Here is a 22,057-nt window from a genome sequence, read left to right as displayed (position 1 = left end):
CGGTCACCAGCGGGCGTCGGGAAAGGCACGGGGAATGGATTGCATCTCGGCGAGGAGATAACCCATCGCCTCGGTGTGGATGCCGCTCCGTCCGCCGGTGCGGGCGTGGCCGTTGTCGGGGAGGTTGAGCGTCGCGCGTGCCATCGTGGCGGCAGTCTCGGCGTCGAAGGCCGTCTTCACGCGGTCGAGGCCCGGCAGCACGCCCTGATCGGCGAGCGCCGCCTCGACCTCATCGGTCGCCATCAAGTCGGCGGCATAGGGCCAGAGCGCGTCGAGCGCGCCCTGCATTTTGGCACGGCTTTCGTCCGAGCCGTCGCCCAGCCGCACGATCAGATCGCGCGAACGGTCGATGTGATAGCGCACCTCCTTGACCGATTTCTGCGCCAGCTCGCGGATCGCTTGATGGCCGCTCTCGCACAGCGCCTCCTGCATCGGCAGGTGCCACGCGTCGAACAGGTATTGCCGCATCAGTGCGTGGGCAAAGTCCTCGTCGGGCCGCTCGACCAGCTGCGCATTCAGGAACTGCCGCTCGGTGCGGAAGAAGGCGAGGTCGTCGGTGGTGCGACCCTTGCCCTCGGCTTGGGCGGCGATCTCGTACCAAAGCTGGGTCTGGCCGATCAGGTCGAGACCCATATTGGCAAAGGCGATGTCCTCTTCGAGCACCGGCGCGTGGCCGCACCACGCCGCGGTCTGCTGGCCGAGGATCAGCGTCGTGTCGCCCATCCGCAGGCAGAAGGTGACGAGCGGATCCATCACATCGCCCCCACGTCGTCGGGGATCTCGAAGAAGCTCGGGTGGCGGTAGACCTTGGACTTCGGCGCGGCGAAGTTCTGCTCGGCGGTGTCGGGGTCGAAAGCGGTGATCTTGGCGGATTCCACCACCCAGATGCTCATGCCCTCGTTGCGCCGGGTATAGACGTCACGCGCGTTTTTGAGCGCCATCTCGGCGTCGGGCGCGTGCAGCGAGCCGACATGCCGGTGCGACAGACCGTGCTGGCCGCGGATGAAGATTTCCCATAGGGGCCATTCCTTGCTCATGTCGCTCACTCCGCCGCGATGGTCTGCTGTTTCTCGGCATGGGCGGTCAGCCCGTCGCGATACCAAGCGCCGTCGTCCCAAGCCTTATTGCGCGCCGCCAGCCGGTCGCGGTTGCACGGGCCGTTGCCCTTGAGCACCTCGTAAAACTCGGACCAGTCCGGCTCGCCGAAATCGTAGCCGCCCTTCTGCTCGTTCCACGCGAGGTCCGGGTCGGGCACGGTGAGGCCCAGCCATTCGGCCTGCGGCACGGTCTGGTCGACGAACTTCTGGCGAAGCTCGTCATTGGTGTTCTGCTTGATGCCCCATTTCATCGACTGCTCGGAATGGACCGAGTCCTTGTCGGAGGGGCCGAACATCATCAACGAGGGCCACCACCAACGGTTCAGCGCGTCCTGCGCCATCGCTTTCTGGTCCTCGGTGCCTTGGCAAAGCTGACGCATCACGTCGAAGCCCTGCCGCTGGTGAAAGCTCTCTTCCTTGCAGACGCGGATCATCGCCCGGCTGTAGGGGCCATAGGAGCAGCGCTGCAGCGGTACCTGGTTCATGATCGCGGCCCCGTCGACGAGCCAGCCCACCGCGCCGATATCGGCCCATGTCAGGGTGGGATAGTTGAAGATAGAGGAATACTTGGCCTTGCCCGACAAGAGCTGCGCGGTCATCTCGTCGCGGCTGATGCCCAGCGTTTCGGCGGCACAGTAGAGATAAAGCCCGTGCCCTGCCTCGTCCTGCACCTTGGCGAGCAGGATCGCCTTTCTTTGCAGCGACGGCGCGCGGGTGATCCAGTTGCCCTCGGGCAGCTGACCCACGATCTCGGAATGCGCGTGCTGGCTGATCTGGCGGATCAGGGTCTTGCGGTAGCCCTCGGGCATCCAGTCGTTGGCCTCGATCCGCACGCCGCGGTCGATCTTCGCCTGAAACTCCCGGTCCTTCTCCGAGGTCTCGGCGGCCCCGGTCTCAACGAGCTGTGCATACATCCCAGATCTCCTGCGGCTGACGCGGGCCGATCCCGCACGGGAATCCCAAGGCCCTGCACATCTTGTGACACGACATTAGGCACAACTCAAGTCACGAGTGCATTAGGCTGTGATGCTTTCGCGGCCGCCGCGACTGGCAGGCCTCGCGGGGTTTTTCAGTCGTAGGAGAGATCCGCGATGCGCCGCGCGATACGGGTCGGATCGGCCCGGAGCGGGCCGTCGCGGTCGACGAAATCGCGCGTCACGGCGGCGTCGGCGGCGGGGGTGAGCTGTAGATAGAGCCGTGCGAATAGCGCGCGCACCGCCGGGCTTTGCCAGTCGTCTGGCAAAAGCCCCAAAGGCAGGCCGGGGTCCGACAGCGCGATGTCGCGGTAGACATGGACGAGCAGCAGCCGCAGCCCAAGTGCCTCCTCGGGGCTGCAGGTAATGCCCTCCAGCGGCGCGAAGCCCTCCATGAAGTGGTGCATCCGTTCGGCCAGCGCATCGAGCGGCCAGGCGGCCCGGGCCATCTCGGTCAGGTCGTCCTCGGTCGTCGCGTGAAAGTGCGGCGCACCAAGGGGGGGCAGGGGGTCGCCCCGGTCGGGAAGGATCGCCAGATAGGGCTCGGCCATGCCAAAGCGCAGCCTCGTGAGCCGTGCCACCAGCGCCTCGCGCCCCGGCCCCTGCGGCAGCGCCACGAGATGCCAGCCCTTCAGCGGCTCTGCGCGCGGACGGCGGTAGATCAGCCGAGCGGCGCGCTGGAATTCCTTTTCGGCAGCAGGGGTAAGCCGGTAATAACTCTTGCGCCCGTCTTTCACGCCTTCGATCCGCTCGGATGCCACCAGCCGCGACACTGCGGTACGCACTCGGCTTTCGCTCAGCCCCACGGCGGCGCAGGCGGTGATGATGTTGCCCATCCATATCTCGCCACCGCGCGGGGCCACCACGTCGCCATAGAGCGTGACGATGAAGGCTCCCGCGCTGACCGGGTTGGCGGCGAGGGCTCGGGCAAGTAGGTCAGGCGACATGTCGGCTCCGGGTTGTGCGCGAGGAGCGGTGTACTGCCCTTGCGTCATAGGCACAATTCAGCCCGTGCGTGCGCGGTTGCGCAGAGGCCCCCTCGGCTGACAGGCGTGGTCTGCAGCGCCACGATCCGGTCCGTGCATCGGTCTTGTTCGGCGCGATGCGAGGGTGATACGGCGGCGCTGGTTGGGATACTTCACGTCCATGCCACCTTTGATTTCACATCATTCGGCACGGGGCGGCACGATCCGCGAGGTGCCGCGAAAGCTGGCGATCAGCACCCCGTCCTCGCGCCGCACCGCCACATCGTAAAGCCCCGAGCGCCCGACGCGTGTCACCTCTGCGCCGGTGCCGATCAGAACGTCTCCTAAACGCCCCGGCGCATGGTAGACGATGTCGCACTGCACGCCGACGGCCTGATAGTCATAGCTGTTGGCGGCGAAGGCAAAAACGCTGTCGGCGAAGGCGAAGGTCAGGCCGCCGTGCAGCGTGCCATGGCCGTTCACCATGTCCTCGCGCACCCGCATCGTCATGATGGCATGGCCCGGCGCAACTTCGAGCAGTTCCATCCCCATCGCCTTGCTGGCGGTATCCTCGGCCCACATTTCGGCGGTGCGCTTCTCGGCCTGCGCCTGCGCCTGCGCATCAAGCGACCGTTCTCCGGCGCCGCTCATCGCAGGCCCCCCATGACGCCGGACCTGCGAGGTCGTGGCGCGGCGCGCCGGTTCATGATCCGGCCCTTGCGAGACATTCGTTCGAACATGATCCCTCCCATTTCTTTGCGGCACCCGGAGAAAAGGGTCACAAAAGGTCGATTGAACTGCGAAAAACGTGTCGCATGGCGATGCGGGTGGGTCAATGATGTCGGTCTTGAGCAGGGCTGGGGCCTACTGCGAACCCGATCGCCGGCTCGTTGTCGGTGGGCACCGGCGCGGCAGGCGTTCCGGCGCTTCTGCGGATGTAACAAGGGGGCCTCCCGGCCCCCTCATCCACATCTCAACTCGCTGGCGCTTCCGCCGAGGGCTTGCCTTCGCCTTCGGGGAAGAAGCAGGCCGATTTCTGCGTCGCCCCGTCGAGCAGGGGCCGCGCCTTGCGACACTTGTCCTGCGCCTTCCAGCAGCGCGGCGCGAAGGCGCAGCCGGGCGGGACGGCAAGGGGCGAAGGCAACTCGCCCTCGAGCTTGATGCGCTCCTTGGCGGCCTCGGGATCGGCGCGCGGCGTCGCCGACAGCAGCGCCTTGGTATAGGGGTGCTGCGGGTTGTCGAAGATCATGTCCTTCGGCCCCGTCTCGACCGCCCGGCCCAGATACATCACCGTCACCTCGTCGGCGACGTGGCGCACCACCGACAGGTCGTGGCTGATGAACAGATAGGCCAGCTGCATCCGCTCCTGCAGGTCGATGAGCAGGTTCAGCACCGAAGACTGGATCGACACGTCGAGCGCCGAAACCGGCTCGTCGAGCACCAAGACCTCCGGCTCCAGCATCAAGGCCCGGCCGATGGCGATGCGCTGGCGCTGGCCGCCCGAGAACATGTGCGGGTAGCGGTCGAAATGCTCAGGTCGCAGCCCCACCAGCCGCAGCATCTCGCGCGCCTTGGCCTCGCGCTCCTCCTTTGGCATCTGGGGGCGATTGATGAGCAGCGGCTCGACCAGGATCTGGCCGATCCGCTGGCGCGGGTTGAGCGAGCCGTAGGGGTCCTGAAACACGATCTGCACCTTGGAGCGCAGGCTTTTCCAAGCGTCGGGCGTGGCGTTGGTGCCCGAGATCGACAAATCGCCGCGCGTCGGCTCCTCGATCAGCGTCACGACGCGGGCGAGGGTCGACTTGCCGCAGCCAGACTCGCCCACCACTGCCAAGGTACGGCCCGGCGTCAGCTCGAAATCGAGATCCGACAGCGCGCGCACCACCTTGGGTTTCGAGAACATGCCGCCGCCGACTTCGTAGTGGCGCGTCAGCCCGCGTGCGGTGACGACGGGGGCGGCTGGGGTCGGGGCGTCGGTTGTCACGGCACTCACGAGGCAAGCCTTTCGTCGGTGTTGAGCGGGTAGTGGCAGCGCGCGAGGCCAAGCTCGGGCCCGCGCGGTAGGGGCGGCACCTTGCGGCAGCGATCGTCGGCAAAGGCGCAGCGCGGCGAGAAGAGGCACCCCTCTGGCCGGTCGAATTGGCCGGGCACGACGCCGGGGATGGTCGGCAGCCGCTTGTCGGTGGCGCGCTCTGGCAGGGCGGCCAGAAGCGCCGAGGTATAGGGGTGATGCGGCGCGCGGAACAGCGGGCGCACCGGCTGCTCCTCGACCTTCTGGCCCGCGTAATGCACCGACACCCTTTGCGCCGTTTCGGCCACCACGCCCATGTCGTGGGTGATCAGCACGAGGCCCATGCCGGTCTCGTCGCGCAGCCGGACCAACAGGTCGAGGATCTGCGCCTGGATCGTCACATCGAGCGCGGTGGTCGGCTCGTCGGCGATCAGCAGCTTGGGGTTGCAGGAGATCGCCATGGCGATCATCACCCGCTGGTTCATGCCGCCCGACATCTGGTGCGGAAAGGCTTTCAACCGCTGCTCGGGGGCAGGAATGCCGACCAGTTCGAACAGCTCCACCGCGCGGGCCTGCGCCGCCTTGCGGTCCATGCCGAGATGGATGCGCAGCGCCTCGCGGATCTGGTAGCCCACGGTGAAGCAGGGGTTCAGCGAGGACATCGGTTCCTGAAAGATCATCGCCAGATCCTTGCCGACTATGCGGCGGCGCGCACGGGCCGACAACTTCGACAGGTCGTGCCCATCGAAGATCATCTCGTCCGCCGTGACCTTGGCGGTCCAGGGCAGTAGCCCCATCAGCGCCAGCATCGACACCGATTTTCCCGATCCGCTTTCGCCGACGATGGCAAGGACGTCGCCCTTGTCAACGTCGAGGTCGACCTGATCCACGGCGCGAAAGCGGCCGCCGGTGGTCGCGAATTCGACCGAGAGGTTGCGCAGTCTCAAAAGGCTCATGAGATCAGCTCCGCTTCAGTTTCGGGTCGAGCGCGTCGCGCAGGCCGTCGCCCATCAGGTTGATGGCAAGCACGGTGACGAGGATCGCGAGGCCGGGCAGGGTGACCACCCACCATGCGCGCAGGATGAACTCGCGCGCCTCGGCGAGCATGGTGCCCCACTCGGGCGTCGGCGGCTGTGCGCCCATGCCGAGAAAGCCCAAGGCCGCGGCGTCGAGGATCGCGGTCGAAAACGACAGCGCCGCCTGCACGATGATTGGCGCGAGGCAGTTCGGCAGTACGGTGACGAACATCAGACGCCATAGCCCGGCACCCGCGACGCGGGCCGAGGTGACATAGTCCTTGCCCAGCTCGCCGATCACGCTGGCGCGGGTGAGGCGCACGTAATGCGGCTGCAGCACGATCGCGATGGCGATCATCGCGTTGGTGAGGGACGGGCCCAAAATCGCCACCAGAACCAGCGCCAGCAAGAGCGACGGGAAGGCGAGGATGATGTCCATCAGACGCATGATCAGCGCGTCGAGCCATTTGGGCGAAAAGCCCGCCAGCAGGCCCAGCAGGATGCCGCCCGAGGCCGCGACCACGACCACGACGATGCCGACGAAGAAGGAGTAGCGCGCGCCGTTCAGAAGCCGCGAGAGCATGTCGCGGCCCAGAGGATCGGTGCCCAGCACGAAGCGCCAGTCGCCGCCCTCCTGCCAGACGGGGGGGATCAGCGTGAAGGCGCGGTACTGGTGCGTCGGATCATGCGGCGCGATCCACGGCGCCGTGGCCGCGACGATGACGAAGACGACGAAGATCCAGAAGCCGAACACGGCGCCCCGGTTTTCGCGGAAATAGAACCAGAACTCGCGCAGCCGCCCCGGGCGCTGCTCGACCTGCGTCTCGACTTCCTTTGAGAGTGCCTGGTCCATCAGCGCTTCCTGATCTTGGGGTTGATGAGGCCGTAGAGAAGATCGACGGTCAGGTTCACCACCATCACCATCACGGCGATGAGCAGCAGCCCACCCTGCACGACCGGATAGTCGCGGCGGAAGATGCTATCGACCATCCATTTGCCGATGCCCGGCCATGAAAAGATCGTCTCGGTGAGGATCGCGCCCGCGAGCAGCGTGCCGACCGAGAGGCCGATCACGGTGATCACCGGGATCAGCGCGTTCCTGAGCGCGTGGATGCCGTTGATCCGACCCGGCGGCAGGCCCTTGGCGCGGGCCGTGCGGATATAATCCTCTCCCAGCACCTCGAGCATGGCCGAGCGGGTCTGGCGCGCGATCACCGCGAGCGGGATGGTGCCCAGCACGATGGTCGGCAGGATCAGGTGGCGCACGGCGGAGGTGAAGGCGCCGCTCTGGCCCGACATCACGCTGTCGATCAGCATGAAACCGGTGGTGTCGGGGAAGTAATACAGAAGGTCGATCCGGCCCGAGACCGGGGTCCAGCCGAGGTTGCCCGAGAACACGATGATCAGTAGCAAGGCCCACCAGAAGATCGGCATCGAGTAGCCGACGAGGGCCGTGGACATCAGCGCGCGGTCATAGAACTTGCCTCGGTTCATCGCGGCGATGACGCCCGCCGGCAGGCCCAGCGCCACTGCGAAGATCATCGCGCAGATCGACAGCTCCAGCGTCGCCGGGAACAGAGCGAAGAACTCGTCCCACACGGGCCGCTTGGTGACATAGCTGGTGCCGAGATCGCCCTGCAGCACGCCAGTGAGATAGTCCCAGTACTGCGCGAGGACCGGTCGGTCGAAGCCGAACTGGATCACCAGCTCGTCATAACGCTCCTGCGTCATGCCGCGTTCGCCCGCCATGACGATGATCGGATCGCCCGGAAGCACACGGATGAAGGCGAAGGAGATGAGGGTCACGCCGATGAAGGTCGGCAGAAAGGTCGCGAAGCGCGACAGCATGTAGCGCAGCATCTAGCGGCCCGCCTTGCAGTGGCCCCGGCGCGCGGGCGCGGCGGAGCTGGTGAATGAGAGGATGACCATGCCGGTTCGGGTCTCCTGTTGCTGGTGCATCTAGGCGTCGATCTGGTGATCGTGGTCGATGGGGCGCGTCCCTCCCATGTGGGAACGCCCTCTTGCAGCGGGCCACGTAGCACGTGGATCACGAAGCTGTCGAGTTCTTGTGACCCTTGACGCGGGGTCCGGTCCAGCCTGCGCCCCGGCTGACGGGGCGGTCAAGCGGCAAGCCCCTGATATGCGAAGGGTCCGGGGCCATGACGGCCCCGGACCCCCGGGCGTTCAGCGCAAACGGATTACTCCGCGATGCTCACATCGTGGAAGATATGGCCGCCTAGCGGGTGCACCACGTAGCCCTCGACCTCTTCGCGCATTGGCATGGCGACGACCGAGTGGGCGATGGTAGCCCAAGGCGCCTGCTCCTTGAACACGACCTGCGCCTGCTCGTAGAGCGCTGCGCGCTCTTCTTGCGTGGACTTGGTCTTGGCCTCCTGGATCAGCGCCTCGAACTCCTCGTTGCACCACTGCGCGCGGTTCGAACCGCCCACACCGTCACAGCCGAGCAGCACGGCGAGGAAGTTGTCCGGATCGCCGTTGTCGCCGGTCCAGCCGAGCAGCACCGCGCCGTCGCGGTCCACTTCCTTGGAGCGCTCGAGATACTCGCCCCACTCGTAGGAGACGATTTCCACGTCGACGCCGATCTCGGACATGTCCTCCTGAATCAGTTCGGCCATGCGCCGCGCGTTCGGGTTGTAGGGGCGCTGCACCGGCATCGCCCAGATTTTCATCGACAGGTCGGTGACACCGGCCTCTTCGAGCATTGCCTTGGCGGCCTCGGGATCATGGGCATCATCCTCGACCGCGTCGTTGTAGGACCACATGGTCGGCGGGATCGGGTTCTTGGCAACCGAGCCTGAGCCCTGGAACACCACGTCGAGGATCGCCTGCTTGTCGATCGCCATGTTGAGGGCCTTGCGGACCTCGGGCTGGTCGAAGGGCGCCTGCTGGGTGTTGTAGGCAAGGTAGCCGACGTTGAGGCCCTCCTGCTCCATCACCTCGATGCCCTCGGCCTCCTTCATCGCGGCGATGTCGGCGGGGTTCGGATAGGGCATGACGTGGCATTCGCCCGCCTGCAGCTTCTGGTAGCGCACGGAGGCGTCGGGCGTGATCGCGAAGATCAGGTTCTCGACCTTGGCGGGCTCACCCCAATAGTCGTCGAAGCGGGCAAAGCGGATCACCGCGTCCTTCTGATAGGCCACGAAGGAGAAGGGGCCGGTGCCGATGGGCTGCTGGTTCAGCATCTCGGGGCTGTCCTTGACGCTTTCGGCGTATTCGGCCGAAAGGATCGAGGCGAAGTCCATCGCCATGTTGGCGATGAAGGGCGCCTCGGCGCGGGTCAGCTTGAACTTGACGGTATAGTCGTCGACCTTCTCGATGCTCTCGACGAGGTCGGGCATCGACATGCCCTGATAGTATTCCCAAGTGCCGCCGGAGGCCTTGTTGAAGGGGTGGTTCTCGTCGCCCTGACGCTCGAAGGAGAAAATCACGTCATCGGCGTTGAAGTCGCGCGTCGGCGTGAACTGATCGTTCGAGTGGAATTTCACGCCTTGGCGCAGGTTGAAGGTGATCTCGGTGCCGTCCTCGGAGACCTCCCAGCTCTCGGCGAGGCCGGGGATCACTTCGGTGGTGCCGGTCTTGAATTCGGTGAGGTGGTTGTAGACCGTGTGCGACGAGGCGTCGAAGGTGGTGCCGGAGGTGTAGAGCGCGGGGTCGAAGCCCTCGGGGCTGCCTTCCGAGCAATAGACGAGGTTCTGCGCCTGAGCGGCGCCCGCAAGAGCGAGGGTGGCGACGCCTGCGGCGAGCCATGTCTTCATCTTCATGTCGTTCTCCCTGACTGCCCGGCCATTCTCGGCACACGAAGTGACGGCAGGCCGATGCGTTGTGACGGCAGGTTGTCCCAGCGCGGCGCGTCAGGCAAGACCCTGCGTTCCTCTGACCCGGCGGAAACGGGGTTGTTTGTCCCCATGGCGGCACGCGGAGCCCCTGTCGGCAGCTGCGGAAGCATGTCCGGCTCGCCTTGCGGCTGCCTGCGCGCGCGGGCATGGTCGCGCCGCATATCCCGGACACTGCATCATGGCTTCTGAACTGCCCCTTCACCGCGTCGCACCCATCGCCACCGACAGGGATGCCACGGATGTGGGCCTCGCGGAGACGACCTCATCGGGCAATAGCCTCGATGACGGTGCCCCCACGCCCCCGGCCACCGCACGCCCCGAGCCGCTTTTTGGCGCGGCGCTGGTCGTGATGACGGCGCTCGTCACGCTCAAGGACTGGGCGCCTTCGACCGGTGCGGGCCTCGGGGCGGCATGGATCGTACCGCTGGTGGTGGCGCTTTTGGCTTGGCGGTTGCGCGGCCGCAGGCTGGGTTTCGTCGTGGTGGCGCTCATCGTGACGGCGGCGCTTTGGATGCAGGGCGGCGACTGGGCCGCACGGGTGCAGGCGGGGCTCGGCTCGGCGGCCTTCATCGGCGGGTTCTTCGTCGCTCTCGCCACGCTGCGCTCGGCGGCCGAAACTTCGCCCGCGATCCGCGCCTGTGGCCGCTATCTCGCGGCCCAACCTCCCGGTCGGCGCTACCTCGCGCTGACGCTGGGCGGTCAGGCGTTCTCGGTGCTGCTGAACTACGGCTCGATCGCGCTCCTAGGCAGCCTGTCCGTCGCAAGCTCGGCGCGAGAGAAGGACCCCGAAATCCGCTTTCACCGCACCCGGCGGATGCTGCTGGCGATCCAGCGCGGCTTCGTGTCGGTGCTGCCTTGGTCGCCCCTGTCGTTTTCGGTGGCGATCACCGGAGCCTTGCTGCCCGCCGCGCCCTACAAGGCGACCGTGCTGCCGGCGCTGGTCACCGGGCTGATCGTCGCGGGCACCGGCTGGGCCATGGACCAGATATTCAAGCCGAAGCTCACCCGCACGCCGGTCCGCCACAGCCCCGAAGGCGGGCCGGGCGCCGTGCTGCCGCTGGTGCTGTTGCTGGCGCTTCTGGGTGTGCCGGTCTGGCTCCTGCACGTCGCCTTCGAGGTGCGCGTGGTCGGGGCGGTGCTTCTCGTGGTGCCGCTTCTGGCGCTGGGCTGGGTGGTGTTGCAGGAGGGCGCGCGCGGTGCCGTCCGGCGCGCGGGGCGCTACACGGCGCGCGAGCTGCCGCGCTATCGCCCGGAGCTGACCTTGCTGATGATGGCGGGCTATATCGGCACCGCGGGCGCGGGAGTGCTCGCGCCTCATGTGGCGGAGTTCGCGCCGCTGATCGAGGCGTTGCCCGGCCCGCTGATTCTCGGGCTGCTGGTGTGGTTCATCCCCGTGACCGGCCAGCTCGGCATGAACCCGATCCTCGCGGTGACGCTGCTGTTCCCGCTCTTGCCCGCGCCCGAGACGATGGGCGTCAGCCCCGTGGCGCTGTTCATCGCGATCACCGCGGGCTGGGCGCTGTCGGGCATCACGTCGCCCTTTACGGCCACAACGCTGCTCACCGGCAACTTCGCGGGCAAGAGCGCGCTGCACGTCGGGCTCAAGTGGAACGGCGCCTACGCACTGGTCACCGGCACCCTGCTGACGCTCTGGGCCGTGGGCTTTGGCCTTTGGTCCTGAACGCGCGATCTGGAACTTCTTCTCCCACCCCTGTATGAGGCACCCCCAACCGGCTGACGCAAGGTGAGGCACATGTTCGAGACTGGCATCATGCGCGAGGAACTCGCGCGGCATTACGACCTCGCACCGTCGGTGGAGGCCGCCGAACGCACGGCCGATCTCTATGCGCGCATGGACAAGGTGCTGAGCCCCGTCGACTGGGCGACCTATGCCCCCTATGTCGAGGCGATCAACAAGCTCAAGCGCGAGCGAGATGCCGTGATCCTCGCGCACAACTACATGACGCCCGAGATCTATCACGGCATCGCCGACGTGGTGGGCGACAGCCTGCAGCTCGCCATCGAAGCCACCAAGGTCGAAGCGCAGGTGATCGTGCAGTGCGGCGTGCACTTCATGGCCGAGACCTCGAAGATCCTGAACCCCGCCAAAACCGTGCTGATGCCGGACATGAACGCGGGCTGTTCGCTGGCCGAGAGCATCGACGCTGCGGGCATCGCCGAGATGCGCGCCAAATATCCCGGCGCGCCTGTCGTCAGCTATGTCAACACCACGGCAGAGGTGAAGGCCGCCTCCGACATCTGCTGCACCTCGGCCAACGCGCTGGCCATCGTCGAGGCGATGGAGAGCGACACGGTCATCATGACCCCCGACCAGCACCTCGCGCGCAACGTGGCCAAGGACTCCACCAAGCGGATCGTCTGGTGGGAGGGCAGCTGCATCGTGCACGAGCAATACACCGCCGAAGAGATGCGCGCTTACCGCGCCGCCGACCCGGAAGTGAAGATCATCGCGCATCCCGAATGCACGACCGAGGTGACCGCCGAGGCCGACTTCACCGGCTCGACCAGCGGCATCATCGACTGGATCGACCGTAACAGGCCCGAAAAGGCGCTGCTGGTCACCGAATGCTCGATGGCCTCGAACATCACCGACGCCTTCCCGGACGTGGCCTTCCAAAAGCCGTGCAACATGTGCCCCTACATGAAAATGATCAGCCTCGAAAAGGTGCTGTGGTCGCTGCACACCATGTCGCCCGAAGTGATCGTCCCCGAGGAGATCGCGGTGGCCGCCCGCCGCGCGGTGGAGCGGATGATCGATCTGTCGCGCAGCCTGGCCAAGGCGTGACACGGGCATGAGCCGCCTGCGCACCGAGCGCGTCGTCATCATCGGCGCCGGTCTCGGCGCGATTTCCGCCGCCCTTGCGCTGGCCCCGCGTCCGGTGCTGATGATCGCACCCGAACCGCCGGGGCAAGGGGCCAGCTCGGCCTGGGCGCAGGGCGGCGTCGCCGCTGCCATGGCCGAGACCGATAGCGCCGAGGCCCACGCCGCCGACACGGTGGCCGCGGGGGCGGGGACCGTCGACGCCGCCATCGCCGCCATGGTCACGCAGGCCGCGCGGGATCACATCGTCGAACTCACGGACCTCGGCACCCCGTTCGACCGCGACGCGGCGGGCGGCTACGTGCTGTCGCGCGAGGCGGCGCATGGCGCGGCGCGTGTGGTGCGGGTCAAGGGCGATCAGGCGGGCCGCCAGATCATGGACGCGCTGATCGCAGCGCTCGCGCGCACCCCGTCGGTGCAGGTGCTGCCCGGCGCGCTGCTCACCGGCATCGAGGCACAGGAGGGCCGCGTCACCGGCGTCGAGATCGAGGCTGTCGAGGGCTCGGCCCCCGTCACCATCGAGGCCCCCGCCGTGCTGCTCGCGGGTGGCGGATCGGGTGGGCTGTGGCTGCACACCACCAATCCGCCCCGTATCCGGGGACAGGTCATCGGGGCGGCGGCCCGCGCCGGTGCCGTGATCGCCGATGCCGAGTTCGTGCAGTTCCACCCCACCGCCATCGCCACCGGCGAAGACCCGCTGCCGCTCGCCACCGAGGCGCTGCGCGGCGAGGGGGCTTGGCTTGTGAACCACCGAGGCGAGCGGTTCATGACAGCCCTGCATCCGGATGCCGAGCTGGCGCCGCGCGACATCGTCGCCCGCGCCGTCTTTGCCGAGCGTCAGGCGGGTCGCGATCCGGCGCTCGACACCCGCGCGGCGCTGGGCGCCAGCGTGGTCGAGCGGTTTCCGGCGGTGGCCGAGGCCTGCACAAGAGCGGGCATCGACCCGGTGCGCGGCACCATCCCCGTCGCGGCGGCGGCGCATTACCACATGGGCGGCGTCGAGACCGACGCGCGGGGCCGCACCAGCCTCTCGGGCCTGTGGGCCTGTGGTGAGGCCGCCTCGACCGGCCTGCACGGGGCCAACCGCCTTGCGTCGAACGGATTGCTCGAAGCGCTGGTCTTCGCACGCCGCTGCGCAGAGGACATCGGGCCGGGCCCCCAAAACGCTCCCGAACTGGCGATCGCCTTCGCGCCGGGCGGCCAGCGCCCTGCGCCCGAAGCCGTGGCCGGTCTGCGCCGCCTGATGACCGACCATGTCGCGGTGCTGCGCGATGGGCCGGGGCTGCGCCGTGCGCTTTCGGGCATCGCCGCGCTGGAGCAGGCCGATCGCGCGCCCGCCTTCCACACCATGACCGCGACCGCGACACTTATCGCCGCCGCGGCGCTCCGACGCACCGAAAGCCGGGGCGGCCATTGCCGCACCGATCACCCCGAGACCGACCCCGCTCAGGCGCATCGCAGCCGCCTGACGCTTGAAGACGCATTGACCATCCGCGCGACCTGCGTGGCCACGGAGACCGCATGACCCAGATCCCCGACCTGCTGCTTGAGCCGATGGTGCGCCACGCGCTGCACGAGGATCTCGGCGCCTATGGCGACGTCACGACCCGCGCCGTGATCCCCGAGGGCACGCGCTATGCCGCGCGGATCAACGCGCGCGAGCCGGGCGTCGTGTCGGGCATGCAGATCGCGGCCATCGCCTTTCGTCTCGTCGACCCGGCGTTGCGGGTCACCACCCACGTCGCCGACGGCCAGCCCTGCGCCCCCGGCGATACGCTGATGGAGATCGAGGGCTCCGCCGCCTCAATCCTCTCGGCCGAGCGCGTGGCACTCAACTTCGCGGGCAGACTCACCGGCATCGCCACGCTGACCGCCGCCTTCGTGAAGGAGACTCAAGGCACGGCCACGCGCGTCACCTGCACCCGCAAGACCACGCCCGGCCTGCGCGCCGCCGAGAAGCTCGCGGTGCAGCATGGCGGCGGTTTCAATCACCGCTACGGTCTGTCGGATGCGATCCTCATCAAGGACAACCATATCGCGGCAGCGGGTGGCATCCGCGCGGCTCTGGGGGCGGCAACCGCTTCGGCCTCGCATATGCTCAAGATCGAGATCGAGGTCGACACGCTCGACCAACTCTCCGAGGTTTTGGAGGTCGGCGGTGCCGATGTCGTGCTGCTCGACAACATGTCGACGCCCGATCTCGCCCGCGCGGTCGAGATGGTCTCGGGCCGCCTCGTCACTGAGGCCTCGGGCAACATGCGGCGCGAGCGCATCGCCGAGGTCTGCGCCACCGGCGTCGATTATGTGTCCTCGGGCGCGCTCACGCATTCGGCGCGCACCCTCGATCTCGGGCTCGACTTCTAGGCCGCGAGCGCTTGCGCGGGCGGCGGGGCGACGGCAGTCTTGCCCGCCGCTCCACGATCAGAAGGCCAGTAATGCCGCGCCGCCGCGAAGGCGAGTTGCAGCGCCAGCCCGACGCCCAGCATCATTGTGTCGAGCGCGAAGTTCTCGCCGGTCTGGGTCTTGATGCCTTGGATCAGGTAGATCGTGATCGAGCCCAGCGCGAAGACCGGCAGTGCCTGTCGTCCCAGTAGGGCGAAGGGGGCGGCGATGCGCGACGCGCAGGCGCGTCGCACGGCGCCCCATGAGGCCAGAACGTAGAACAGCGCCAGCAGGTGCAAAAGACGCGGCAGGTTCAGGTAGGGCTTGTTGAAGCTGGTCATGAAGCCCGGCAGGCCCTGTTGATTGGCCATCCACAACAGATGGTTGCCGGTCTTGCCGATGATCGGAACATTCATCCACGCCAGCGACAGCAGCAAAAACGCTACGGCCAGACCCATGAGCCAAGGCCGCGCGGGTACGAGGCGGCGGCCCTGCTTGGCGGCGATGCCGGTGACCATGCCCAACACGAACAGAACCTGCCACGCGGGCGGGCTGAACTGCCAGCCGCCCGTGGGATAGTGGGGCAACGTCAGGCGAAAATGCGTCGCCGCCAGCCACAACAGGGCCGAGGCCGCGAGCGTCAGGGCGGGGCGGCGCACCGCCGCCCAGAGAACCAGCGGCGCACCCATCAGCAGCACGAAATAAAGCGGCAGGATGTTGGCAAAGCCGATCTGGAAGCCGAGCGTCGGCACGCCGATCAGGAATCCCAGAGGATCGCGGAACAGCAGGCCCATGCCATGCTTCCACAGCATTCCCGGCACATCGGCAAAGACCGCGAGCGAGGCCGCGATCCCCAGCGCGCCGAAGGTGATCAACAGATGCACGAGATAGAGCGTCCAGGCCCGCCGCCAGATCCTGGCCACGCCCTGCCAAGGCCAACGCACCCGAAAACCTGCCGAATAGGCCAGCCCGGCCGAGATCCCGGCCATCAGCACGAACCCCTCGGCGGCGTCGGAAAAGCCGAAGTTGCGGCTGGTCCAGTCCTCCCAGAAGTTGCCCGGCACGTGGTTGATGAAAATCATCACCAGCGCGATCCCGCGCAGCACGTCGAGCCGCGGGTCGCGAAACTTCGGCAGGCTCTGTGCCACGGGAATGGAGACGGGGGCGTCAGGCATGTTGCGGCTCCTGCCGGGGTGGGGCGGCGTCGGTGTCGGTCAGCGGGGCCCAAATGGCGAGTACCCCGTCCTGACGGGCGAGGATCGGATCGGGGCTGATCTCGGAGGGCACGGAAAACAGCGCGCGGCAGGGTAGGGAGGTGAGCCAGATCACCAGCGGCGCGGCGATCATCGGCCCTGCCACCGGCAGTAGCCAGCCCACGAGTTCGGGCGACAGGCGCCACGAGGCGATGAGCCCGCCGAGGCCGGTGAGCGAGATCCAGCGGCTCGCCTGCCAGCTCTCCACAAGGCTCAGCCGCCCTTCGCCGCGTGCCGAAGCCGGCCAGCCACCATCGCGGCCCGACAGCACCTGCAGCACCGAGCGGGTCTGGAACATCAGAAAGATCGGTGCGGTGATGCTCGACATGGCGATCTCGGCCAGCGTCGATCCCATGAGCCGCCACGTCCCGCCAAAGCCCGTTGCCCGGCCCGACCGGACCGCCTGCAGCGCGATCAGGAGCTTGGGCAGGATCAACAGGCCCAGCACCCCGACGATGAGACCCGCGGTGCGCGCCGTCTCGTTGGGCGGCAGCACCGGGAAGGACCAGCCTTGCAGCGGGAAGTAATCCGGTTCGACGCGCAGCGCAGGCGCGAGGATCGAGGTCGCAAGAAAACCGAGCCAGAACAGCGACGAGATATAGGCCAGGATGCCTTGCAGGAACACGAAGCGGCTCCACGGGCGCAGGCCGGGGGCCGTCAGAAGCCGCGCGTGCTGCAGATTGCCTTGGCACCAGCGACGATCGCGCTTGGCATGGGCGAGGATGTTCTCGGGGCCTTCCTCGAAGGAGCCTGCGAGATCCTCGTCGAGACGCACGATCCAGCCTGCCCGCGCCAGAAGCGCCGCCTCGACGTAATCGTGGCTCAGGATATGGCCGCCGAAAGGGGGCGGGCCGGACAGGTCCGGCAGCGCGCAGCTCTCGGCGAAAGCCGCGACGCGCACCATGGCGTTATGGCCCCAGAACGGGCCGGTCTCGCCCTGCAAACGCGCCACGCCACGCGCGAAGATCGGCGAATGCAGCGCGGCGGAGAACTGCATCGCGCGGCCGAAGAACGACTCGGCCCGGATCACACCGGGCAGGCTCTGCAACAGGCCAAGGCGCGGCTCGCCTTCCATGCGGCGAGCCATCTCCACGATGGTCCCGGCGGACATCAGGCTGTCAGCGTCGAGGATCAGCGCCAACTCGTAGGCCGCCCCCGAGGTTTTGATGAAGTCCTCGATGTTGCCCGCCTTGCGGCCGTGGTTGGAGGTGCGGCGGCGGTAGAAGATGCGCGCTTCGGCGTCGCGCGCGCGCAAGAGTGCAAGATACCACGCCGCTTCGCGCGCCGCGCCGGTGGGCGAGCGGGTGTCCGACAGGATCGCAAAGTCGAACAGCCCGGCCTGCTGTGTCTCGGCCAGCGCCGCGTCCATCGCGGCGATGCGGGCGAAGGTGGCGCGCGGGTCTTCCTCGTGCACCGGCACGAGGATCACGCAGCGGCCCGTGGGTTCGGCCCGGCGCGGTGCGGCCGCGCGGCCCGGCCAGAGGCCGAGTGCCGCCTGTGCCGCCCCCCAAGCAAGCCAGAAGGTCGCCATCAGGATCAGCAGACTGCGCGCGAACTCGACCCAGAGGCCGCCGGTCTGGCGTTGGGCGAAGAACAGCGCAAAGGCACCGGCGGCGAGCGCGAGGCTCGCGCCCAGCGCCACCGCCCGTGCCCGCGTCGGGCCGGATCGGGTCATGTCAGGCGTCCAGTCGCGGCGCCATGAGCGCCCTTAGCCGCGCCATAAGCGCAGGTGCCACGCCCCGCTCCAGCCGCTGGCGCGGCATGGCAAGCGGCGCGTCGGGCAGCGCGCCGCGACGGGCGGCCTCGGCCTCAAAGGAAGTGATGGTGGTGTCGGTATCGGTGTCGTGCGGCGGGAGGGTCCGGTCGAGCATCAGGCGTTGATCCACTGATAGAGCCAGTTTTCCGAGAGCTTGCGGTCGTAACCGGCCACATGCGCGGTCAGTTCGACCGTGGCATCGGCTGCCGCAGAGACGTCAAGCACCGCGCGCCATTGGCCGGAGGCTTCGATCCGTTCGAGCGTCTGCGACAGGATCTTGCCGCCATGCGCCTCGGCCTTCAGCTCGACCTCGGCATCGCCTGACAGCCGCTCCAGCGCGCCACCCTTAAGATCTATGACGAATTTCCGGGTGTTGGCGGTGCTCTCGACACCAGACACGCCGCCCGCGCCTGCGCGGGTTTCGGCGACATGTGCGATCTCGGCGGCGGGGTCAGGGGGCAGGTCGCCCCAGTGCAGGCGATAGGAGAACTCCCGCTCATCGCCTGCGGAAATTTTGCCCTCGGGCACCCAGAAGGCAACGATGTTGTCGTTTGCCTCCAAATCGGTCGGAATCTCGACGAGCCGCACCGCGCCACGGCCCCAATCGCCCAGAGGCTCGACCCGAAGCGACGGACGCCGGTCGTAGCGCGCACCGCTGTCCTGATAGGCTTCGAAGTCGCGGTCGCGCTGATAGAGGCCAAAGGCACGCGGGCTTTCTTCGCCGAAATACGACGAGGCAAGGCGCGGCGGGTTGTTGAGCGGACGCCAGATCACGTCGCCGTCGCGCCGCTCGATCCGGAGCCCGTCGCTGTCATGCACAGCGGGGCGGTAGTCGTCGAACTCGGCGCGGTTCTTTTCCGAAAACAGGAACATCGAAGTCAGCGGCGCGATGCCGAGCTGCTCGGGCGCGCTGCGGAAGAACAGCCGCGCCGTCACCTCGATCTCGGTGTCTTGGCCCGGCGTGACGACGAGGCGGTAGGCCCCGGTCAACGTCTCGCCCTCGAGGGCTGCATAGATCGTGACGGCCGTGTCGCCCGTCTCGAGCCAGAAGCGGGTGAAGCGCGGAAACTCCTCGGCGCGCGAGGTGGCGGTGTCGATGGCGACGCCGCGCGCGCTGATGCCATAGCGGCTCTCGCGGCCCAGCGCGCGGAAGTAGCTGGCCCCGAGAAAGGCCACCAGCTCGTCCTCGCGGTCGGGACGGTTCAGCGGCGCGTTGAGCCGGAACCCCGCGACGCCGGGAAGCTCGGCGATCTTGTCGGCCTTCTTGCCCAGACGCCCGTGGTAGTCGAAGTCCTGCATGCCGAAATGCATCGGTCGGGCCATGCCCTCATGCAGCTGGAAAAGCCGGACCGGCTCCTCGAACAGCCAGCCCATGTGAAAGGCGTGCAGACGGAACGGCGTCTTGGCGCCGCGCCAGCGTGCACGTTCGGGCTTGAAGGCGATGAGGCGGTAATCGTCATAGCCCAAGGGGCCCAGCGGCAGCTCCGCCTTTTCGGGCGCGGGCGGGGCCTTGGCCGCACGGGCGCGCATTTCCTCGGTCAGGCTTTCGAAGTCGAAGGGCCGGGGCATGTCTTCTTCGGCGGGGGGAATCACCTGCGGGCGCGGGCTTTCGGCGTGCAGCATGCCGGGCCCGCCAAGACCGGCGAGCAGCGTGGCGGAGGCGCCGATGGCGCGCAGCAGTCCGCGGCGGTCAAAGCGCGGTGTGGAGGTGTCGAAATCGGGCATGTCAGATCTTTGGACGTTGGGAGCGCGACCGGAATCGCCCGGTGCGGTTCGTTCTCCCATGCGGCAGTGCGGCGCGGGTTGCAATGCGGTTATCGGGGGAGCTGTCATGCGTTCAGAGGGAGTTGACCCGCCCCGCCTGTCAGAGTGGCGGAAGCGTGATCTCATGGCGCATTCCGGGCAGGCTGCGGCTCTCGAGCTTTGCGCCGATCTGGCCGCAGAGCCCGGCGACAAGCCCCGCGCCGAGGCCCGAATTGCGATGCGATCCGGGCACCGTTTCCGTCACGCATTCTGACGGGCCCACCCCGTCATCGGCCACGATGACGCGCAGCCCGGCTTCGGGGGCGTGTTCGAGGCGCAGAGTGATCCGCCCGGTGCCTTGCGGAAAGGCGTGCTTGATGGCGTTGGTCACCAATTCGTTCACCACCAGCCCCAACGGTACCGCACGGTCGAGGTCGAGCTCGACCGGCACCGCTTCGCAATCGAGCTTGATGTCGCTCTGTACCAACACCGAGCGGCGCAGCTTTTCGGCCAGATCCTCGATATAGGCGCCAAAGCACAAGCGCCCCGCGCCGTCGGAGAAACCGAGCTGCGCGTGCAGGTCGGCCACCGCTTCGATCCGTTTGGTTGCCGACTCAAAACACTCGGGGTGGCCCGAGCGGTTTGCCTCGAGCCGCAGCATCGACAGGATCAGGTGCAGGTTGTTCTTCATGCGGTGGTTCAGCTCGGTCAGCAGCATCTGGCGACGCGCCAACTCGGCCTCGCGCTCGGCCTCATGACGCTTGGCCGCCGTGATGTCGGTCATGGCCCCGATGAGCCGGGTGCTGCCATCGGCAAGCTTGACCGTGCGCCCGCGCGTGCTGACCCAACGCGTCTCGTTCTCCTTTCCAAGCACCCGGTAAACCCGCGCCGTCTCGCCACCCTCGATCATCGCGTCCTGCACGCCCGCGCGCAACGCCTCGCGGTCCTCGGAGTGGATCCGGGCGAGGTAGTCCGCCATCGGCCTCGGGCCGCCATGCGGGGCGATATCGAACAGCGCATCGGTGCGGGGCGAGGTGACGACCTCGAGGCTCGCGGGGTCCAACTCCCAAGTACCGATGGCCGCGACCTCGATGCTCATCCGCAGCATCATCGCCGCCCGTTCGCGGGCGGCTTCGCGCTCGCGCTGTTCGGTCACGTCGAAGTTCACGCCGATCAGCCGCAGGGGTCGGCCCTGCTCATCGCGCAACAGCCGTCCGCGCCCTTCGATCCACCGCGGACCGGCCTCGGGATGGTTGACCCGGAACGACATGGTGAGCTGGCTGGCGTCGCGCGACTCCATGCAGGCGCTCAACTCCGACGCACAGCGGTCCCGATCCCCGGGGTGGAGCCGATCGAGCCATGCCGAAATCAGCGCGTCGGGCCTGGCCTGCGCACCGAGATCGGGCGAGAGGCCGTATAGCCGAAACATCTCGGGCGACCAGGTGATGCGGTCCGCTACCATGTCCCAGTCATAGATGCCGAGCGCCGCGCCTTCCTGCGCCAGCTGCAACCGCGCCTCGGTGCGACGGAGCGCCTCTTCGGTGTGACGGCGATCGGTGATGTCGACGCAGGTGCCGATGAAACCGATCAGCCGGCCACAGTCCGACAGGCGCGGCTTGCCGGTGTCGAGAAACCATCGCCAGACCCCGTCGTGCCGCCGCAGCCTGTATTCGACCTGAAACGGACGACCATCCAGCAGCGCCGAAGCATAGCTGTCGAGGCCCGGCATATCATTGGGGTGGATGCCCGAGATCCAGCCGCCACCGATCTCCTCTGCGAGGGATCGTCCGCGAAATTCGAGCCAGGCCTTGTTGAAATAGGTGCCTTCGTAGTCGGGGTTCGAAAGCCACATCGGCAAGGGGGCCTGATCGAGGGCGGCAAGAAAGGCCGCGTCTTCGCGGTTGTCGCCTGACCTGTAGGTTGCCTCCGCGTCGATAGCTTCCATGAACCTCGCCTGTCACACGCCACATCTATATCCTTTGGTGTAGCCGCAACTTCGCAATCTTGCCAAGGGAGCTGGCCGCAAGGTCATTGTCGGCGGATCGACGCCGAATTGCGCAGCGATGCGGCAACGTTCCGCAGTAGGAGCAGGGGTCGGTTTCGTACTTCGAAACGACGCTGCAGGCATTGACCCAAGAACATGGGCGCGCTCGCCTGTCGA

19 protein-coding genes are annotated in these 22,057 nt (G+C 67.4%); 4 read left to right on the top strand and 15 right to left on the bottom strand.

What is annotated here, in order from left to right; translation table 11 throughout:
• Positions 1-3: 3 nt before the first annotated feature.
• The 10 genes from paaC to AADJ02_RS15885 form a co-directional block, all read right to left on the bottom strand.
• Positions 4-753: a 1,2-phenylacetyl-CoA epoxidase subunit PaaC gene (paaC, locus tag AADJ02_RS15930; RefSeq protein ID WP_341213994.1), complete on the bottom strand. Its 750-nt coding sequence runs from the start codon at positions 751-753 to the stop codon at positions 4-6.
• Complete coding sequence (paaB, locus tag AADJ02_RS15925; protein WP_269396053.1) at positions 753-1,037, bottom strand: 1,2-phenylacetyl-CoA epoxidase subunit PaaB; 285 nt, start codon at positions 1,035-1,037, stop codon at positions 753-755. The genes paaC and paaB overlap by 1 nt, the downstream gene beginning before the upstream one ends.
• 5 nt (positions 1,038-1,042) lie before the next feature.
• Entirely contained in the window at positions 1,043-2,011 is a 969-nt protein-coding gene (paaA, locus tag AADJ02_RS15920; protein WP_341213993.1) for a 1,2-phenylacetyl-CoA epoxidase subunit PaaA, read from the bottom strand.
• Between the two features lie 155 nt (positions 2,012-2,166).
• A complete protein-coding gene (locus AADJ02_RS15915; protein ID WP_341213992.1) occupies positions 2,167-3,018 on the bottom strand; it encodes a PaaX family transcriptional regulator C-terminal domain-containing protein in 852 nt (283 codons plus the stop codon).
• Between the two features lie 219 nt (positions 3,019-3,237).
• On the bottom strand, positions 3,238-3,687 hold the full coding sequence (paaI, locus tag AADJ02_RS15910; RefSeq protein WP_341213991.1) for a hydroxyphenylacetyl-CoA thioesterase PaaI: 450 nt from the start codon (positions 3,685-3,687) through the stop codon (positions 3,238-3,240).
• Between the two features lie 322 nt (positions 3,688-4,009).
• Positions 4,010-5,029, bottom strand: coding sequence for a dipeptide ABC transporter ATP-binding protein (locus tag AADJ02_RS15905; RefSeq protein ID WP_341213990.1), 1,020 nt, complete (start codon positions 5,027-5,029; stop codon positions 4,010-4,012).
• A complete protein-coding gene (locus tag AADJ02_RS15900) occupies positions 5,026-6,003 on the bottom strand; it encodes an ABC transporter ATP-binding protein (RefSeq protein ID WP_341213989.1) in 978 nt (325 codons plus the stop codon). The genes AADJ02_RS15905 and AADJ02_RS15900 overlap by 4 nt, the downstream gene beginning before the upstream one ends.
• A gap of 4 nt (positions 6,004-6,007) precedes the next feature.
• Positions 6,008-6,916, bottom strand: a complete 909-nt coding sequence (locus AADJ02_RS15895) for an ABC transporter permease subunit (protein WP_341213988.1) — start codon at positions 6,914-6,916, stop codon at positions 6,008-6,010.
• Entirely contained in the window at positions 6,916-7,923 is a 1,008-nt protein-coding gene (locus AADJ02_RS15890) for an ABC transporter permease subunit (protein WP_341213987.1), read from the bottom strand. Before AADJ02_RS15890 ends, AADJ02_RS15895 begins: the two co-directional genes overlap by 1 nt.
• 338 nt (positions 7,924-8,261) lie before the next feature.
• Positions 8,262-9,845 (bottom strand): ABC transporter substrate-binding protein, encoded by a 1,584-nt coding sequence (locus tag AADJ02_RS15885; RefSeq protein ID WP_341213986.1) that lies wholly within the window; start codon positions 9,843-9,845, stop codon positions 8,262-8,264.
• 253 nt (positions 9,846-10,098) lie between these two features.
• Here AADJ02_RS15885 and AADJ02_RS15880 point away from each other — a divergent pair, with 253 nt between their 5' ends.
• From AADJ02_RS15880 to nadC, 4 genes are all read left to right on the top strand, one after another.
• The gene (locus AADJ02_RS15880) at positions 10,099-11,601 is read left to right on the top strand and encodes a hypothetical protein (protein WP_341213985.1); all 1,503 of its coding nucleotides are present in this window, start codon (positions 10,099-10,101) and stop codon (positions 11,599-11,601) included.
• A 72-nt stretch (positions 11,602-11,673) separates the two neighbouring features.
• Positions 11,674-12,726 carry a quinolinate synthase NadA gene (gene nadA, locus AADJ02_RS15875; protein ID WP_341213984.1) on the top strand — a complete coding sequence of 351 codons (1,053 nt, stop codon included), beginning with the start codon at positions 11,674-11,676 and terminating at the stop codon, positions 12,724-12,726.
• Positions 12,727-12,733: 7 nt separating this feature from the next.
• Positions 12,734-14,287, top strand: coding sequence for an L-aspartate oxidase (locus AADJ02_RS15870; protein WP_341213983.1), 1,554 nt, complete (start codon positions 12,734-12,736; stop codon positions 14,285-14,287).
• Positions 14,284-15,126: a carboxylating nicotinate-nucleotide diphosphorylase gene (nadC, locus tag AADJ02_RS15865; protein WP_341213982.1), complete on the top strand. Its 843-nt coding sequence runs from the start codon at positions 14,284-14,286 to the stop codon at positions 15,124-15,126. Before AADJ02_RS15870 ends, nadC begins: the two co-directional genes overlap by 4 nt.
• Here nadC and AADJ02_RS15860 read toward each other — a convergent pair.
• From AADJ02_RS15860 to AADJ02_RS15840, 5 genes are all read right to left on the bottom strand, one after another.
• Positions 15,123-16,319, bottom strand: a complete 1,197-nt coding sequence (locus AADJ02_RS15860) for an OpgC domain-containing protein (protein ID WP_341213981.1) — start codon at positions 16,317-16,319, stop codon at positions 15,123-15,125. The genes nadC and AADJ02_RS15860 overlap by 4 nt on opposite strands.
• Entirely contained in the window at positions 16,312-18,072 is a 1,761-nt protein-coding gene (gene mdoH / locus AADJ02_RS15855; RefSeq protein WP_341213980.1) for a glucans biosynthesis glucosyltransferase MdoH, read from the bottom strand. The genes AADJ02_RS15860 and mdoH overlap by 8 nt, the downstream gene beginning before the upstream one ends.
• 1 nt (position 18,073) lies before the next feature.
• Entirely contained in the window at positions 18,074-18,268 is a 195-nt protein-coding gene (locus AADJ02_RS15850) for a hypothetical protein (protein ID WP_341213979.1), read from the bottom strand.
• Positions 18,268-19,878 (bottom strand): glucan biosynthesis protein, encoded by a 1,611-nt coding sequence (locus tag AADJ02_RS15845; protein ID WP_341213978.1) that lies wholly within the window; start codon positions 19,876-19,878, stop codon positions 18,268-18,270. Before AADJ02_RS15845 ends, AADJ02_RS15850 begins: the two co-directional genes overlap by 1 nt.
• Before the next feature lie 139 nt (positions 19,879-20,017).
• The gene (locus AADJ02_RS15840; RefSeq protein ID WP_341213977.1) at positions 20,018-21,841 is read right to left on the bottom strand and encodes a PAS domain-containing protein; all 1,824 of its coding nucleotides are present in this window, start codon (positions 21,839-21,841) and stop codon (positions 20,018-20,020) included.
• Positions 21,842-22,057: the final 216 nt, after the last annotated feature.

This window comes from uncultured Limimaricola sp., assembly GCF_964022235.1.
GTDB lineage: Bacteria > Pseudomonadota > Alphaproteobacteria > Rhodobacterales > Rhodobacteraceae > Limimaricola.
Note: the sequence above shows the minus strand (reverse complement) of the source record. Positions and strands in the feature narration are given on the sequence as shown.